The sequence below is a fragment of the Paraburkholderia diazotrophica genome, assembly GCF_900108945.1.
Classification (GTDB): domain Bacteria; phylum Pseudomonadota; class Gammaproteobacteria; order Burkholderiales; family Burkholderiaceae; genus Paraburkholderia; species Paraburkholderia diazotrophica.
On sequence record NZ_FNYE01000019.1, the window covers coordinates 123,879 to 138,627 of the forward strand.

The window sequence follows — 14,749 nt, forward strand, 5'->3', positions numbered from 1 at the left end:
ACGCGTGGCGGCCTTATCGGCGGGTTTGTCAGCTAAGAAACGCATCGCGGATCGTTGCGATCAGCGCGCGTGCGAGACGCGGATCGGATGCGAGATGACCCGCATCGACGAAGTGTCCATGCACGGCAGGAACCGCGTGCATCAGTCGATGCAGATTCTGCGGCGGGCACACGGGGTCACGCAGACCATGCACTGCACGGATCGCGACACCCGCTGCAATGGCCCGCTTTGCCAACGCAATCAGACGCCGCTCGCCGAGCCAGCAGCCATGCATCAGATAGTGGGCCTGGATACGGTACTTCGCCGTTATCGCATCGTCACGGCCAGATGCTATCGTCTTGCGCGACACTGAGGGTCGCGGCGACGCCTGCATAAGAATCGCGTTTTCATACGCGCGCCACGCCGACGCGACGGCATCGGCCTGCATGCGCTGCATCGCGGGCATCCGCATACAGGCCGCCGATAACGACGACGCGCGCTCGCATTCCGTCGCATGCATCAGCGCGCGCCAGGCCCGCGGCGCACGCGCACGCGAGGTCACGAACAGTCGGCGCACTTCGCGCTTCGACGTCAGGAAGAGTCCGCGCAACACGACGGCACTGACGGCCGCCGGATGCGTTCCCGCATAAGCCAGCGCGAGCGCGGCGCCCCACGAGCCGCCGACGACACCCCATCGCGCGATGCCCAGCTCGGCGCGTATCGCTTCGAGATCGCCGATCAGCCGTTGCGTATCGTTGTGACGCAGACTGCCGCGCGGCGTCGACGCCCCCGTGCCTCGCTGATCCACCATCATGACGCGCATGCGCGCAAGATCGAACAGACGCAGCGCGCCAGGCTGACTGCCGCTTCCCGGGCCGCCATGCAACACGACGACGGGCGCGCCGGCAGGGTCGCCGTGTACCGTGTAGGCGATCGTATGGCCATCGCGGCAGAGTCTGCGATGCGTGGTGCCGTGCGATCTGATGCGCAATGCCGCGCGAGTCCGGGTCATGGTCGAGTCATCCGTTTTCTTTGCGGCCAACAGCCGCGCGCGAGGAGCGCATGCTATCCGCTATCCGCGCATATCGCCGTAGTCCGCGTAATCACCAATTTTCGCCGCCGTCGCGCGACCGTACCTTCGCGATAGCTACAGCCATAGCCATCACGAGGGCCCACCGGCGTACAGCCTCGCGCGCCCTGACCACTGCATCGCGCCCGTTCGCCTTCCTCAAAGGACCAAGGCGAGTTCGCCCCGACGACCGCTTCGGCCACAACGCCATCCTTTCGTTCGGCTGACGGCTTCATTCGCTGCTGAAGTGAGTATCGGCTATTTGGCGCAGGTCTTGCTTTTAATCCGGCGATGCCGGCACACGACCGGCACACGACTGGCACGACCACAGCTCCCATCTTGCATGGGACCGGAGGAGACAATGCGCGAAGAGGCCCACCCGATCACGGGATCATTCGTCAGCCGCGACTGCGGCTGGCTCACGCCGTCGATCCAGAAAGCGCACGAGCGGTCCGAAACGTTCGGGCTCAACGCGACGATGCGTCCGGACTACGACGTGCTGACGCAAAGCGAATTGCGGATGAAGCTCGAGCAGAACCGCGCACTCTGCGCGCACGCGACGCCTGTGATGGAAACGCTTCGCGAGCAGATCGCGAATACGCAAAGCATGATCGTGCTGACGGATGCGCAAGGGCTGATCCTTCATTCGATCGGCGACGACGACTTTCTGCGGCGCGCCGAAAAAGTCGCGCTCAAGGCAGGCGCGAACTGGGCCGAAGAACGGCAAGGCACGAATGCGATCGGCACGGCGATCGCGGAACGCTGCGCGACCGTCGTCCACGGCGACCAGCACTATCTCGCCGCCAACCGCTTTCTGACATGCTCCAGCGTGCCGATTCTCGATCCGTACGGCGATGTCGCCGGCGTGCTCGACGTAACGGGCGACCATCGCAGCTACCATCAACACACGATGGCGCTCGCGAAGATGTCGGTGCAGATGATCGAAAACCACCTGTTTACCAGCACCTTTCGCAACACGCTGCAAATCGCGTTTCATGGCCGGCCGGAATTTCTGGGCACGCTGATGGAAGGCATCATGGCCTTCACGTGCGACGGACGCTTTCTGTCCGCGAATCGCAGCGCGCAGTTTCAGGTGGGCTTGCCGCTCGCGGCGATGCGCGCGCATACGCTGTCGTCGCTGTTCGGCCTGACGACGCCGCAACTGATCGACCGTCTGCGCGCGAGCCGGGGTCATCACATTTCGCTCGATCTGAACAACGGCACGGTTGTTTGCGCGAGCGTCGAGTTTCGCCGCGCGACGCACGAAGAGAGCGCATGGCCCACCGACAACGTCACCGCGCCGCCGCCCGCCGCCACGCGCGCGCACCCCGCAAGAAGCGCGTCGCTCGCTAACGCGCCATCGCGTCTCGACTGCCTCGACACCGGGGACCCGCAGATTGCTGCCGTCATCGCGAAGGTGCGCAAGGTGATCGGCAAGGACATTCCCATTCTGATCACGGGCGAAACGGGCACCGGCAAGGAACTGCTCGCGCAGGCCATCCACAACGATTCGCCGCGCCGCGCGGGGCCGTTCGTCGCCGTGAATTGCGCGTCGATACCGGAGAATCTGATCGAGTCGGAACTGTTCGGCTATGAGGAAGGCGCCTTTACGGGCGCGCGGCGCAAGGGCGCCATCGGCAAGCTGTTGCAGGCGAATGGCGGCACGCTCTTTCTCGACGAGATCGGCGACATGCCGTACCCGCTGCAGGTGCGGCTGCTGCGCGTGCTGCAGGAGCGCGTCGTCGATCCGCTCGGCTCAAGCAAATCCGTTCCCGTCGATATCGCGATCATCTGCGCGACGCACCGCAATCTGCGCGAAATGATCGCGCAGAACCGTTTCCGCGAGGACCTGTATTACCGATTGAACGGCCTCGTCGTCAAGCTGCCGCCGTTGCGTGAGCGCACGGATCTCGCTGTCGTGATCGAAAAGATGCTGCAACTGACGCCGCCCGACGAAGTCACGGGCGCGCGGCTCAGCGTCGCCGACGACGTGATGACGCTCTTCGAGCAATGCGCGTGGCCGGGCAATTTCCGGCAACTCGGCAATCTGCTGCGCACGGCCGCCGCGATGGTCGACGACGACGGGCAGATCAGGCGAGAGCATCTGCCCGAAGACTTCTTTGACGATCTGCGCGCGAAGCCAGCGCCCGCGCCGCAGCCCGCAGGCGATGTATTGCCGCTGCCGGGCGCGCGGCTTCAGGACGTGCAGGCGTGCGCGATCGCGGCGGCTGTCGCGAGACACAATGGAAACGTGTCGGCGGCGGCACGCGCGCTCGGCATTTCGCGCAACACGGTCTATCGCAAGCTGCCGATGTTGGGCAACGGCAACGGCGCGCAAGCCGATTCAACAAGCGACGACACGTAGCACGCCGCATTCTCCCGTCCGCATTCCTCTGTCTATTTGCAGTGTGCTGCGCGCTGTTGCACCCGCTGTTGCTTTTTGCAACACGTGTGCTCCAAATCTAGACAGGCTGTTCACCGGAGAGCCGCGAGTTCGCTCGCGTTTGCCGGCGTCATATGCAAAGCGCGCCTCACGGCGTGGCGGCAAGCGACGCATGCATGCCCATCGAATAGTGACCGGGCTTGTTGCATACGAGCACGTAGTGGCCCGGCGCAAGCTTGATCGTGAGGCGCCGGCTCTTGCCTGGCGCCACGTCCTCGACTTCGCCCATCTTTGTGAACTTCTGCTCCGGCACCTGGCCTTTATGAACCGGAAGCGCGTTATCGGCGAGCGATGTCTTCAACACGACGAGTTCGTGCACCATCTTGTTGTCCGCGGCATTGCGGACGTCGAATGTCACAGGCCCAGCTTTGACCTCGCTGGTGTCGAGCTGAATTGCATCCGAGAGCAATGTCGCGCTGACGTGTTGCTGAGCGTCACTGCGAGCCGGGAAAATGCCAAGCGCAATCGTGCTGGCGAGAATCATCACGTGTTGAACGAATCTCATGGCTGCACCTTTCGTAAAGCTACTGCCGCAATCGACTGATTCTCCATAGGACAATGACCGGCATCCACGCAAACAAGCGTGTTGAAGCAGGCCAATTGCGCGCCGGCACGCGTTTCACCTAAACGCGGGCCACGATCGATTTATTCCGACGGCAGTGCGAAGGCTGCTCGATGCGCGTCACGGAAGCTTCCGGCATGGAGCTTGCGTTTCACGGCCTCGACCGCCATCGAGCCGCGGTCGTTCGTCAAACCATCCAGGAGACAGCCATGCAGTGGAACACACCCGCCTATACGGATTTGCGTTTCGGTTTCGAAGTGACGATGTACATCGCCGTTCGCTGAGGTCATGCTGAAATGCCGTCGCGCGTTGCACGCGGCGCGTGACGGCGCATCATCGACGCAAACAAAAAGGCCGACACGCCATGATGCCGATGCCCGCCGATGCCGTTCCGAACGTGCGCCCACGCCTCAACCCGCTGTTCCTGCTGCATTGGGAACCCGGCGAGCAAGTCTATGTGCTGCTCTATCCGCAAGGGACGGTGAAGCTCAATCCGAGTGCGGGCGAAATTCTCTCGCGCTGCGACGGCACGCGCGAACTCGATGAAATCATCGACGAGCTGGAAGCGCTCTTCAACGCGTCCGGCCTCGCACCGGATGTCTATCAGTTCATCGACCACGCACGACAACGCGGCTGGGTCGACTGACGCCTTCCTTCCTCTTCCCATCGCAGAACGTGAGGACCACCTCATGTTCTGCCTTGTCGCGTTTCGACGGCCACGCTGAACGACGTCACGCTGTCACGTTTGGGAACACGCGATCTGTCCACTGCTCCACGATGCAACACAACACGCGCCGCTGCGCCACACGCCTTGTGGTCGTGCACGCCTGAAACGCACGGACTCCAAGCCGATTCGAGAGGATCACCAGGTAATGACGACGCAATGGCATGCGACTTGCCTTAACGGCCACGCAGCCGACACGCAGATCGAAAACTTTCTGCCGACAGGCGTCGCACCGATAACTCAACTGGAGACAACGATGAAGACAAGTTCGGCTTCGCCCGCGCGGCTCGCGATGCTGGCCGCTGCCGTCGCGGCAGCAACCATCAGTCTGAGGCCGGGGCCCGTTGCCGCCGCGGCCGACTATCCCGCTGTGAGCTATGAGCGGCTCACGTCGGCGCAAAGCGATCCGGGCTGGCTCACCTATTACCGCACCTACAACGGCCAGGCGCATTCGCCGCTCAAGCAGATCGACGCATCGAACGTGAAGGGTCTCAAGCAGGCATGGGCCTACAAGTTTCCCGCCGATCTTCAGCAAGGCTTCGAAGCGACGCCGCTCGTCAACGGCCGCTATCTGTTCGTGACGACGCCCAAGGACAACGTCTACGCGTTCGATGCCGTGTCCGGCAAAACGCTGTGGAAGTATGAACCGAAGCTCGGCGCCGAGTCGTTCAAGACCGCGTGCTGCGACGTCGTGAACCGGGGCGTGGCGCTGTACGGCAAGAACGTCTACGTCGCGATGCTGAACGGCGAAGTGGCTGCGCTCGACGCGCAAAGCGGCGCGCTCGTATGGAAGAAGCAGATGTTCGATCCCGGCACAGGCTACGCGTTCTCGCTCGCGCCGCTCGCACTGGACGGCGCGCTCGTGGTCGGCAGCGCGGGCGGTGAGTATGGCGCGCGCGGATTTATCGCCGCGCTCGATCCCGCGAACGGCAACGTGCTGTGGAAGCGCTATACCGTGCCCGGCGCGAAGGAACCGGGCGGCAACACGTGGCCCGACGGCATGCAGGAGCACGGCGGCGCCCCCGCATGGCTGACGGGCACCTACGATTCGGACAGCAAGACGCTCTATTGGGGCGTCGGCAATCCGGGGCCGTGGCTCGCCGATCTCCGTCCCGGCGACAACCTCTATTCGGACTCGCTGCTCGCGCTCGATCCGAAAACAGGCGACCTCAAATGGCACTATCAGTACACGCGTCACGACACGTGGGACTACGACGGCGTCAACACGCCCGTGCTCGCCAACATCAAGTACGAAGGCAAGGACTATGACGCGATCATTCACGCGGACCGCAACGGCTATTTCCACGCGATCGATCGAAGCAACGGCAAGCTGATCTACGCGCGCCCGTTCGTGAAGGCGACCTCGGTCACGGGCTATACGGCCGACGGCAAGCCCGTGCAGGACGAGTCGAAGTATCCGAAGACAGGCACGACCATCGAGACCTGTCCGAGCTTCCTCGGCGGCAAGAACTGGTGGTCGGTTTCATACGATGCAGACAAGCACATCGCCATCGTGCCGACGCTGCACGCGTGCATGTCGCTGTCCGGCAAATCGGTGAACTACATGGAAGGACTGCCGTATCTCGGCGAAGGCTTCGAGCTCAAGCCGGAGCCGGGCAGCAAGGGCTACGGCGAACTGCAAGCGATCGACGTGAACACGGGCAAGAAGCTCTGGAGCCACTGGAGCAAGCTGCCGTGGAACGGCGGCGTCGCGACGACGGCGAGCGGCCTCGCGTTCAGCGGCTCGCTCGACGGCCATCTGTATGCGTTCGACGTCGCGAGCGGCAAGGTGCTGTGGCAAAGCCCGAAACTCGCGAGCGGGATCATTGCGCAGCCGTCGGTGTTCGAGATCGACGGCAAGGAATACGTCGCGGTGCTCGCGGGCTACGGCGGCGCCAACCCGATCTGGGGCGGCCCGATGGCCAAGGCCGCCGACAAGGTGCCGCGCGGTGGAACGCTCTACGTATTCGCACTCAGCCATTCGTGATTTCGCAGAACCGGGACGCAACGCGTGTAACGCATCGCGTCCCTCCCGATCTTTCCGGACGCTTCGACATGAACCACTCTCTCAATCGTATTCCGGCAGCGAGCGCGCTTGCTGCCTGCCTCGCGCTCGCATCGGTGCCCTCGATGGCGAACGTGAAGGTCTGCACGTTTCCCGGCAGCCCGTCCGCGGCACTGGATCAAACCATCGCGCGCGACGTGTTCGCGCAGGCGGGCATCCCCGCGACGTTCGTCAAGCACGGCATCGGTGATGGCGACGACGATGGCGTCTCGCTGAAGGAACTCGACAGGACACTCGCACGCGATTGCGACGTGATCGCCGGCTTTCCGCGCTCGACGATCGCGGATGCTTCCAACAGCAAGCTGCAATTTTCGCGCGGCTATCTGCGCGCAGGCTACGTGAGCATCGAAGCCCCCGACGCGAACCCGCAAGGAGCCGCAAAGAATACGGTCGCGGCGATGTACGCGAGTCCCGCGCAACTGATCGCCGTGCAGCAGCAGAGCATCACGCTCGATCTGGAGAACACGTCGGCATTGACCGTCGATGCCGTCGCGAAGGGACATGCGCAGCGCGCGATCGTCTGGTATCCCGCCGTCGTCGCTTATCGGCTTGCGCATCCGCAGCAGCGCTTCACGGTCGCCGCCGCGCGCTCGCCGTACGCGGACTGGCAACTCGTGTTCGCATTCGGAACGCGCACGGCTGCCTTGCGCGAACGGATCGATGCGGCGCTCGACACGCTGTCGAACGATGGCCGGCTGCTCGCAATGACACGCGACTGGACGATGCCCGCCAATGCGATCGCCGAAATCTCCGCCGACGATCCCGCGCGCTATCGCGACGGACCGCGCGCATTGCATGCATCGCGTGCGGTCGTTCAGCCGGCGCTGCTCGCGGCCGCGAATGCGAACGGCGCGGGCGGCTTCGTCAAGATCGCCGCCGACGCGGCAAGCGGCGCGCCGTCCTTCGATCAGGCGCAGGCGACGCACGGCAAGATGCTCTATTCGTCGGCTTGCGCGAAATGCCACGGCGCGCAGTTGCAAGGCGTGACGGCGCCCGCGCTGCAAGGTCCGGCGTTTGCGCCCGCGTCCAATGCGCATCTGACCATCGGCGGCGTGTACACGTATATGGCGACCAACATGCCCGCCGACAAACCCGGCAAGATGAAGGATCAGGATTACGCCGACATCATGGCGTTCCTGCTCTACTCGAACGGCTATCGGCCAGGCGGCGCGAAGATGACGGCAGACAATGTGCGCGCGTCGACGACGCCGCTCAATGCGGGGAAGTGACGTCGGGTGCATGGGCTGCGCCGCGATCCTCGTGTTTCGGATCGGGCGCGGCTCGGCTTACGGCTTTATGGCACGCAGCAGTGCAATCGGCGCAAAGGGGCCAAATTCAGTTTGTGATCTCGTGGCGACGGGTGCCGTGTGCGTGCTTCATCAAACTCATGTGACGGCGCGCGACGCACACGGGCAATCGGTTCGACGAGCCGTGCGCCCGTTTGGTATGTTTCGGTAAGCTAGTGCTTTTGTCCGGCCCGTGCGCTTCGGCCATCGGTCGAACCCTTGTATGAAGCCAGTGAAACCGACTGAGGTGTTGCCATGCGCGTAGGCAAACCCGTGAAGGCGCTGCCGCAACCGCTATGCGATTACTGCGGGGCGAAAGCCGTGCTCGCGCGCGCAGGCGACGAAAGCTATCCGTATCGCGACGATCACGGTCCCGTGTGGATCTGCGCGCCGTGCCAGGCGTGGATCGGCATTCATGCGCGCAGCACGCGTCATGTGCCGCTCGGACGGCTCGCCGACGCCGCGCTGCGCGACGCGAAAAGCCGTTTGCACGATGCGCTCGAACCGCTCGTCGCCGGCAAGGTGCGGCGCGATGGCGTCAACGCATTCGAAGCGCGCGCGAAGGCGATCCGCTGGGTCGCAACGGAACTCGGCTTCGATCCGCTGCCCAATTCGATTCACATGCTCACGCTCGATCAATGCGAGCAGGCGCTTCGCTTTGTCGACGCGTTCATGGCCGCGCGACGCGGCGGCTGATTGCGCCGGCCTGTGCGCAACGTGGTAGTGTGAGTCGCGCACGCGGCGCTCAATCGCGGGGCCAGACGCCTGAACTGCCGCGCCGATGGCTGTCAACGAGATGCGTGTCGATGATGCCCGTCGCTTCCATCAACGCATGCATCGTCGTCGGTCCGACGAAGACGAAGCCGCGCTTGCGCAATGCCTTGCTCAACGCGACCGACTCGTCCGATGTCGTGGGAATCTCAGCGATCGTGCGCGGGGCAGGCGTCGCGTGCGGCTGGAACGACCAGATCAGCGCGGCGAGTCCGCCCTCTTCGCGCAAGCGGACAGTCGCCGCGGCGTTCGTGATCGTCGCCAGAATCTTCGCGCGGTTGCGGATGATCCGCTCGTCAGCCATCAATCGTTCGACGTCGTACTCGTCGAATGCGGCCACCGCGTCGGGATCGAAGTGGCCGAATGCCTCGCGGAACGCCTCGCGCTTGCGCAAAATCGTCGCCCACGAAAGCCCGGACTGGAACGCCTCCAGGCTCAACCGTTCGAACAGTCCGCGCTCGTCGCGCACGGGCATGCCCCACTCGGTGTCGTAGTAATGCTTGAGCAGCGGATCGACAGCGGCCCAAGGCGGACGCGCAAGGCCATCGGCACCGATGACAGCATCGAGCGGCTGCGGCTTCTTCGGACGCGCGGCCTTCTTTGCGGCAGCACGCGCCATTTTGACGGCTGGCTTCGCAGTGGCGGATTTCGTTTCGGCCTTTTTAGCGGGGCTGGTTTTCTTCATGCTCGAATGAGTGGGTTTGCTCGATGCGCGACCTTTGCGCCGACGCGCGCCTATTGTCGTATCGCTCTTCTATCGACGGCAAGGATGGCGGCAGTGAATGATGCGCCCACTGCAGGCACGTCGACATTTGCGTATGCTTGAGCGTATCGAAAGTGCCCATATATGTGGCCTATGCGGGTGCGAGTGGCCGTCGCCGGCGTGCCGGCAAGCTGGCCCCTTCAAGCCTCTCAGGCCCGACAAAAGCGGCAGACGCAAGCGCTGCCTTGCAAATCAAGGAGAGATTCACACATGCCCACGTACGCAAAAACTCCGGAAGCATTGGACCGTCTCACGCCTGAGCAGCGTCGCGTGACGCAGGAGAGCGGAACGGAACGCCCCTTTTACAACGAGTTCTGGGACAGCAAGGAAGTGGGCTTGTACGTCGACGTCGTATCGGGCGAGCCGCTCTTCACGTCGCTCGATAAATTCGACAGCGGCTGCGGCTGGCCGAGCTTCACGAAGCCGCTCGAGGACGAACACGTCGTCGAGTTGCGCGACACGACTCACGGAATGATCCGCACGGAAGTGCGCTCCAGACACGGCGACAGTCACCTGGGCCATGTTTTTCCGGACGGCCCGCGTGAAGCAGGCGGGCTGCGTTACTGCATCAATTCGGCGTCGCTGCGCTTCATTCCTGTGTCGCGCCTCGAAGAGGAAGGTTACGGGCAATATCTCGGCCTCTTCGACAATGTGAAGAAGTAAGTAAGCTCTCGCGATAGCGGCTTGGCCGCGGTCTGATGGCCCAAGCCGCTGTCGCGCGCGGTGACGGCGTCAATCGCGGCGACACTAGCCCGTCGCGTGCAACGCCGCAGGCAGCGCTTCGATCGCGTCGCCGATCCGTATCTCCCCGCCCTTCACGACGCGCGCCGTAATGCCGCCGAATCCGCGCACGGCGTTGTAGCCGCCCGTACCCAGCACTTCTTCCATGCGCGAACACGGATGGCACTCGCCCGTCGTTTGCAGCACGGCGCCGCCGATCCGGAATTGCCGGTCTTTCAGCGCCATCAGGTTGATGCCCTCCGTCACGATGTTGCGCCGCAGGTCACTCGCGGCAACATCGCTGCGCGCCAAATGACTTGCGATGCTGCGCAGACTTTCGGCCTGGATCAGTGTGACCTGCCGTTCGCCGCCACGGCTCGCGTAGTGGTCGCCGACGAGACCCGTGTCCGCGTCGATCAGTGCCATTTCGACGACCGTCATCGCGACTTTTCGCCGCTTGCGCAAACCTATCCAGACGATCCTGCCGGGATGGATCGGACCGTTGATCAGCCTGGCGAGCGGCGATGAAGGATTGAGCGGCATGGGCAATCTGCGGATGCGGGTGAGGACGATATCGATCAGCGGAGCGTGTGCCACAGTGCATGGCCCATCCGCCCGTCTTTATACTATCGCCCATCGGATAACAGGACCCGCAAATGAAACGAGCAGTACTCACGGCGGCGCTCGCCATCGGCCTCATGCAACCGTCGATGCAGGCATTCGCGCAGACGGTCGCCGACCAGTGTTTCGCGATCGGCGATATCGCCGGTCAGGTCGCCTCGTGGCGCCTGCACAAGAAGACCAAGGCGCAGGCGCTGGACCAGGCGCGGAAGTACTACAAGGACGCGTCGGATCGTCAGGCCGTCGATGCTGTGATCGACCGGGTCTACAGCGGCGCGGCGATGACGCCGGACCAGGCCAGCATGGTCTTCACGCAGGAATGCGCGCAACAGAAGAAGAAGCCGGCGAGCGCACAGTAACACCGCACGCACGCGTTACCACGCGTGCAGACGCACGAGCGCGAAGATCTGCGAGCTCGCATACAGCAGCAGACCGATGCAGCCGCCGACGATCGTTCCGTTGATGCGGATGTATTGCAGATCCTTGCCGATGTTCAATTCGATCTGCTCCGACATGTCGCGCGAATCCCAGTTCTTCACGGTGTCGCTGATGTGACGCGTCAGATAGCCCGCGAAATCCGGCGCCATAGCGCGCGCTGCTTCTTCCATGTGCTGATTCAGCGAACGGCGCAACGCTTCGTCGTTCGCGAGTTCGCGGCCGATCCATTGCCCCATCGCGGACACTTTCGTGCGCAGCACCGAGTCGCCGCGCTCGAGATCGGCGCGCAGCCAGTCGCGCAACTGGCCCCACAAGTCGCGGACGTATAGCGCGAGATTCTCGCTGTCCTTCACGTAGCTTTTGATCTCTTCCCCCTTCTGCAGAAAGACGGGATCGGACTTCAGCCTGACGATCAGGCGTGCCGCCGCTTCGTCGAACTTGTGGCGCAATTTGTGTTCGGGGTCTTCGCTCACGCGCAGCAACATGTTGTTCACCGCCTGCGCGACGACGTTCGCGCCGCTCTCGCCGAGCCACTCCGACGGCATCAGCTTCTCCAGCGTCGGATACTCGCGCTTGAACCAGTCGACGATCTGCTCCGCGATGAAAGCGCGGACGCCCGGCTCGCGAAGCAGCGCCATCAGATGCTCGATGCCATCGTCGAGCAGTTGCTGGTGCCGGCCATCGCGCGTCAGCGTATCGAGAATCGCGCCCGTTGCCTTCGACAGATCGATTCTGTCGAGCATCGCGTCGAGCGCATCCTTGATGAAACGCTGGATGCGCGCATCGTCGAGCAATTCGAGTATCCCGGCCGTCAGCTTCACGACGTAGTCGCCGAGGCGCTGCGTGTTCGCGTCGACACATAGCCAGTTCGTGACGCTCTGCGCAGGATCGTGCTTGCGGATCAAACCGATAATCGACGACTCGTCGAGAAACTTCTCGCGCACGAAAAGCGCGAGATTGTCGGCGATCTTGTCCTTGTTCTGCGGGATGATGGCCGTGTGTGCGGCCACGCCAGGAATCGGCACTCGCCGGAACAACGCGACGACGGCGAACCAGTCGGCCAGCGCGCCGACCATCGCCGCTTCCGCGACCGCCTTGATGCCATCGACCCATGTGCTCGCGCGCATGAACGCGGTCGTGACGAAGACGGCTGTGGCGATCAAAAGCAAAAGCGTCGCGCGACGCTTCGCATGTTTGAGTTCTAGTACCTTGTTCATTGGACTGGCTTGTGTCGGTTCGTTGTATTCGGGACGGGGAAGATATCCGCACTCGCGGGGGCGTCGGGTGGATGGCCAGCGTGGGCGTCGGGTCTTCGACGCGTTGACACCAGATTAACCGCCGTGCTGTACTGCCGCCTCATCACGCATTGGTGGACGCCTGTGCCCGCGCTTCCCGTCCGCGCAAGGTGGTTGGGAAAACGACGTGGGTCTGGGATGCGACGCTGCGTCGTCTTTCGTTCAGCGGAGGTTGTTTGATTTCCGACTCGCAGATTCCTCGCGCGACGATCCAGGCGTATCTGGAGACGCACTATTGCGTGCACGGTTCCATGCCGACGACGCTGAAGATCGGCGAATTCAACGCGTCGCTGGCTGCCATTCACGATGCGCACGCTGTGCGCAATAGCGCGTTCATCACCGCGTGCAATCCGTTTAGCCGGATGCTCGATGACGCAGCCAACGTCGATCTGCAGCGTGCGCTCGCCCTCGAACTCTCGCAGCGCGGGTTGACGTTTATCGGTGGCATCGGCAGGCACCCGTCCAACGGCTGGCCCGGCGAGCCGAGCTTTCTGGTGCCTGGAATATCGGTGGAAGATGCCAAGGCGCTTGGGATGCAGTTCGGGCAAAACGCAGTCGTGTGGTCCGGCGGCGATGCGGTGCCGCAATTGGTGCTTTTGCGGTAGGTTTTGACGGGTCTTCTGCGCTTTCGGTCGCTGGCGCGCGGACTCGGCTGACGAGCGCCCGGGAAATATGTAGTACACACCACAAGTTACGTATCAAAAGATACGCATCCATGGGTTTGCATTGGAAAACCAGCGAAAGCCGCGTTTGACGCAAAATATCTCGTGCCAGCACCGAAGTGTCGTGAAACATACGGCGATTGATTGGCTAAGTCATTGCATTGTAATGGTTTCTTCGGTTGGATGATTTTCTTAAGGTTGTTTCACGGATTCTGCGGCAAGTACTTGCTGATTAAAGATTTTCAGCAGTGAGCGGAGTTGTTCGCGTTCTAGGAGTCGCGCGGCACGCGTAAGACCTGCAACCGCGAAAACCCACATCACTGCCGCTGTCGGGTCGTGGCTGAAATGCTCTTGGGACCGCTGCCCGGCTCGTCGGCTCGCGATTATCTGTTCGGATAGCTTATTATTTTTAGAGATAACGACGGGGGATCCGGCTCGTGCTGATGGCGTCTGACGAAAGACTCGTTGGTGAATCGTCGGCACTTTCAGTGCACTCAGTCCGTCCGCGACCTTCGCGCTGGATGCACTCGGCGCATAGGTGTTGCGTTTGTCGACGAATGCACAGGTGCGTTATCAATTCTCGACCGTCAGTTTTTTGACTTCATTGACGGTTGCATGTGTTGCCTTGGAGCCAGCGGTCGCTCGGCGCGCGTGCAGCAGATCGACGAGACCCCCAAGTCGTTACGCGCGGGATCGACACGCCGGCGCGTGCTTCACGTCGCTTGCACGTCCTGGCGAGCCAACGACCCATCGGCAAATCAACTGGACGTGTTCGGTCATGTGCGAAGGTTCGTTGAAAGTTCGGCAAAGCACCTTTGCGTCGTCTGCCCTGTCGCGTTCCACGGACTGCGCGCAACGCGCGGCGCGCATCTCCCAGCGTTCGTTTCCCAGCGGCAGTTCCAAAATTCTTAGGTCGCTCGGTGATTTGGCGGCGCATCGGCGAATCTGGCGTGATGCCGAATTTATCGGAGCACCGTCGATCTCGAATCGGGGTTTTGGTTTGACGAGTTGAATGGATTCGCCGTGCCGATCCGCGCCACAGGCGGCGCATCAGTCGTGCAGAGTTCTTTTTCGGCGTCGACGCGGCTGCGACAGGGTGCGGACGTGCGGCCCGCTTTCTCGCAATTCACACGCAGCGGCTGCGCTGCCGCTGCCGTTTGGTTCGACTCGTACCGCTCTTACGTTAGATCGAGCGCGGTGGAGCACCGCCGCGCGCCGAAGGCGGTGTTAGCGCTCGGGTACTTTGCGTCCCGCTGTCCCGCTGTCCCGCTGTCCCGCTGTCCCGCTGTCCCGCTGTCCCGCTGTCCCGCTGTCCCGCCTCCCGCCTCCCGCCTCCCGCCTCCCGCCTCCC

At 63.0% G+C, this 14,749-nt stretch carries 14 protein-coding genes; 9 read left to right on the forward strand and 5 right to left on the reverse strand.

The genetic code is table 11. The features are described 5' to 3' along the window. Nucleotides 1-28: 28 nt before the first annotated feature. Nucleotides 29-991 carry an alpha/beta fold hydrolase gene (locus BMW76_RS23190; protein WP_090869407.1) on the reverse strand — a complete coding sequence of 321 codons (963 nt, stop codon included), beginning with the start codon at nucleotides 989-991 and terminating at the stop codon, nucleotides 29-31. Between the two features lie 418 nt (nucleotides 992-1,409). Between BMW76_RS23190 and BMW76_RS23195 the strand changes: the two genes are divergently transcribed. Next, entirely contained in the window at nucleotides 1,410-3,413 is a 2,004-nt protein-coding gene (locus BMW76_RS23195) for a sigma-54-dependent Fis family transcriptional regulator (RefSeq protein WP_090869355.1), read from the forward strand. Nucleotides 3,414-3,579: 166 nt separating this feature from the next. On the opposite strand, the gene BMW76_RS23200 is transcribed toward BMW76_RS23195, so the two are convergent. Beyond that, a complete protein-coding gene (locus tag BMW76_RS23200) occupies nucleotides 3,580-3,996 on the reverse strand; it encodes a cupredoxin domain-containing protein (RefSeq protein WP_090869357.1) in 417 nt (138 codons plus the stop codon). 266 nt (nucleotides 3,997-4,262) lie between these two features. On the opposite strand from BMW76_RS23200, the gene pqqA reads away from it, so the two are divergent. The 5 genes from pqqA (at nucleotide 4,263) to BMW76_RS23225 (ending at nucleotide 8,824) form a co-directional block, all read left to right on the forward strand. After that, nucleotides 4,263-4,337, forward strand: a complete 75-nt coding sequence (gene pqqA, locus BMW76_RS40455; protein WP_143062301.1) for a pyrroloquinoline quinone precursor peptide PqqA — start codon at nucleotides 4,263-4,265, stop codon at nucleotides 4,335-4,337. Between the two features lie 80 nt (nucleotides 4,338-4,417). After that, complete coding sequence (gene pqqD, locus BMW76_RS23210) at nucleotides 4,418-4,699, forward strand: pyrroloquinoline quinone biosynthesis peptide chaperone PqqD (protein WP_090869361.1); 282 nt, start codon at nucleotides 4,418-4,420, stop codon at nucleotides 4,697-4,699. A 334-nt stretch (nucleotides 4,700-5,033) separates the two neighbouring features. After that, nucleotides 5,034-6,764, forward strand: a complete 1,731-nt coding sequence (locus tag BMW76_RS23215) for a methanol/ethanol family PQQ-dependent dehydrogenase (protein WP_090869409.1) — start codon at nucleotides 5,034-5,036, stop codon at nucleotides 6,762-6,764. Between the two features lie 68 nt (nucleotides 6,765-6,832). Beyond that, nucleotides 6,833-8,071, forward strand: coding sequence for a c-type cytochrome (locus BMW76_RS23220; protein WP_090869411.1), 1,239 nt, complete (start codon nucleotides 6,833-6,835; stop codon nucleotides 8,069-8,071). 312 nt (nucleotides 8,072-8,383) lie between these two features. After that, nucleotides 8,384-8,824, forward strand: coding sequence for a zinc-finger-containing protein (locus tag BMW76_RS23225; protein ID WP_090869363.1), 441 nt, complete (start codon nucleotides 8,384-8,386; stop codon nucleotides 8,822-8,824). 49 nt (nucleotides 8,825-8,873) lie between these two features. On the opposite strand, the gene BMW76_RS23230 is transcribed toward BMW76_RS23225, so the two are convergent. After that, nucleotides 8,874-9,584 (reverse strand): DNA-3-methyladenine glycosylase I, encoded by a 711-nt coding sequence (locus BMW76_RS23230; RefSeq protein ID WP_245763335.1) that lies wholly within the window; start codon nucleotides 9,582-9,584, stop codon nucleotides 8,874-8,876. Nucleotides 9,585-9,872: 288 nt separating this feature from the next. On the opposite strand from BMW76_RS23230, the gene msrB reads away from it, so the two are divergent. Then, nucleotides 9,873-10,325, forward strand: a complete 453-nt coding sequence (gene msrB / locus BMW76_RS23240; protein ID WP_090869368.1) for a peptide-methionine (R)-S-oxide reductase MsrB — start codon at nucleotides 9,873-9,875, stop codon at nucleotides 10,323-10,325. Nucleotides 10,326-10,409: 84 nt separating this feature from the next. Here msrB and BMW76_RS23245 read toward each other — a convergent pair whose 3' ends face one another. Further along, nucleotides 10,410-10,925, reverse strand: a complete 516-nt coding sequence (locus tag BMW76_RS23245) for an MOSC domain-containing protein (protein ID WP_090869370.1) — start codon at nucleotides 10,923-10,925, stop codon at nucleotides 10,410-10,412. A 113-nt stretch (nucleotides 10,926-11,038) separates the two neighbouring features. On the opposite strand from BMW76_RS23245, the gene BMW76_RS23250 reads away from it, so the two are divergent. Continuing rightward, nucleotides 11,039-11,362, forward strand: a complete 324-nt coding sequence (locus BMW76_RS23250) for a hypothetical protein (protein WP_090869372.1) — start codon at nucleotides 11,039-11,041, stop codon at nucleotides 11,360-11,362. Between the two features lie 15 nt (nucleotides 11,363-11,377). Here BMW76_RS23250 and BMW76_RS23255 read toward each other — a convergent pair whose 3' ends face one another. Further along, nucleotides 11,378-12,658 (reverse strand): DUF445 domain-containing protein, encoded by a 1,281-nt coding sequence (locus tag BMW76_RS23255; protein WP_090869374.1) that lies wholly within the window; start codon nucleotides 12,656-12,658, stop codon nucleotides 11,378-11,380. A 254-nt stretch (nucleotides 12,659-12,912) separates the two neighbouring features. Between BMW76_RS23255 and BMW76_RS23260 the strand changes: the two genes are divergently transcribed. Continuing rightward, the gene (locus BMW76_RS23260) at nucleotides 12,913-13,341 is read left to right on the forward strand and encodes a DUF3293 domain-containing protein (RefSeq protein WP_090869376.1); all 429 of its coding nucleotides are present in this window, start codon (nucleotides 12,913-12,915) and stop codon (nucleotides 13,339-13,341) included. Nucleotides 13,342-14,749 lie beyond the last annotated feature (1,408 nt).

Coding starts and splice junctions, on each gene's coding strand:
- BMW76_RS23190 (WP_090869407.1), bottom strand. CDS start 991: ATGACCCGGACTCGCGCGGCATTGCGCATCAGATCGCACGGCACCACG.
- BMW76_RS23195 (WP_090869355.1), top strand. CDS start 1,410: ATGCGCGAAGAGGCCCACCCGATCACGGGATCATTCGTCAGCCGCGAC.
- BMW76_RS23200 (WP_090869357.1), bottom strand. CDS start 3,996: ATGAGATTCGTTCAACACGTGATGATTCTCGCCAGCACGATTGCGCTT.
- pqqD (WP_090869361.1), top strand. CDS start 4,418: ATGATGCCGATGCCCGCCGATGCCGTTCCGAACGTGCGCCCACGCCTC.
- BMW76_RS23215 (WP_090869409.1), top strand. CDS start 5,034: ATGAAGACAAGTTCGGCTTCGCCCGCGCGGCTCGCGATGCTGGCCGCT.
- BMW76_RS23220 (WP_090869411.1), top strand. CDS start 6,833: ATGAACCACTCTCTCAATCGTATTCCGGCAGCGAGCGCGCTTGCTGCC.
- BMW76_RS23225 (WP_090869363.1), top strand. CDS start 8,384: ATGCGCGTAGGCAAACCCGTGAAGGCGCTGCCGCAACCGCTATGCGAT.
- BMW76_RS23230 (WP_245763335.1), bottom strand. CDS start 9,584: ATGAAGAAAACCAGCCCCGCTAAAAAGGCCGAAACGAAATCCGCCACT.
- msrB (WP_090869368.1), top strand. CDS start 9,873: ATGCCCACGTACGCAAAAACTCCGGAAGCATTGGACCGTCTCACGCCT.
- BMW76_RS23245 (WP_090869370.1), bottom strand. CDS start 10,925: ATGCCGCTCAATCCTTCATCGCCGCTCGCCAGGCTGATCAACGGTCCG.
- BMW76_RS23250 (WP_090869372.1), top strand. CDS start 11,039: ATGAAACGAGCAGTACTCACGGCGGCGCTCGCCATCGGCCTCATGCAA.
- BMW76_RS23255 (WP_090869374.1), bottom strand. CDS start 12,658: ATGAACAAGGTACTAGAACTCAAACATGCGAAGCGTCGCGCGACGCTT.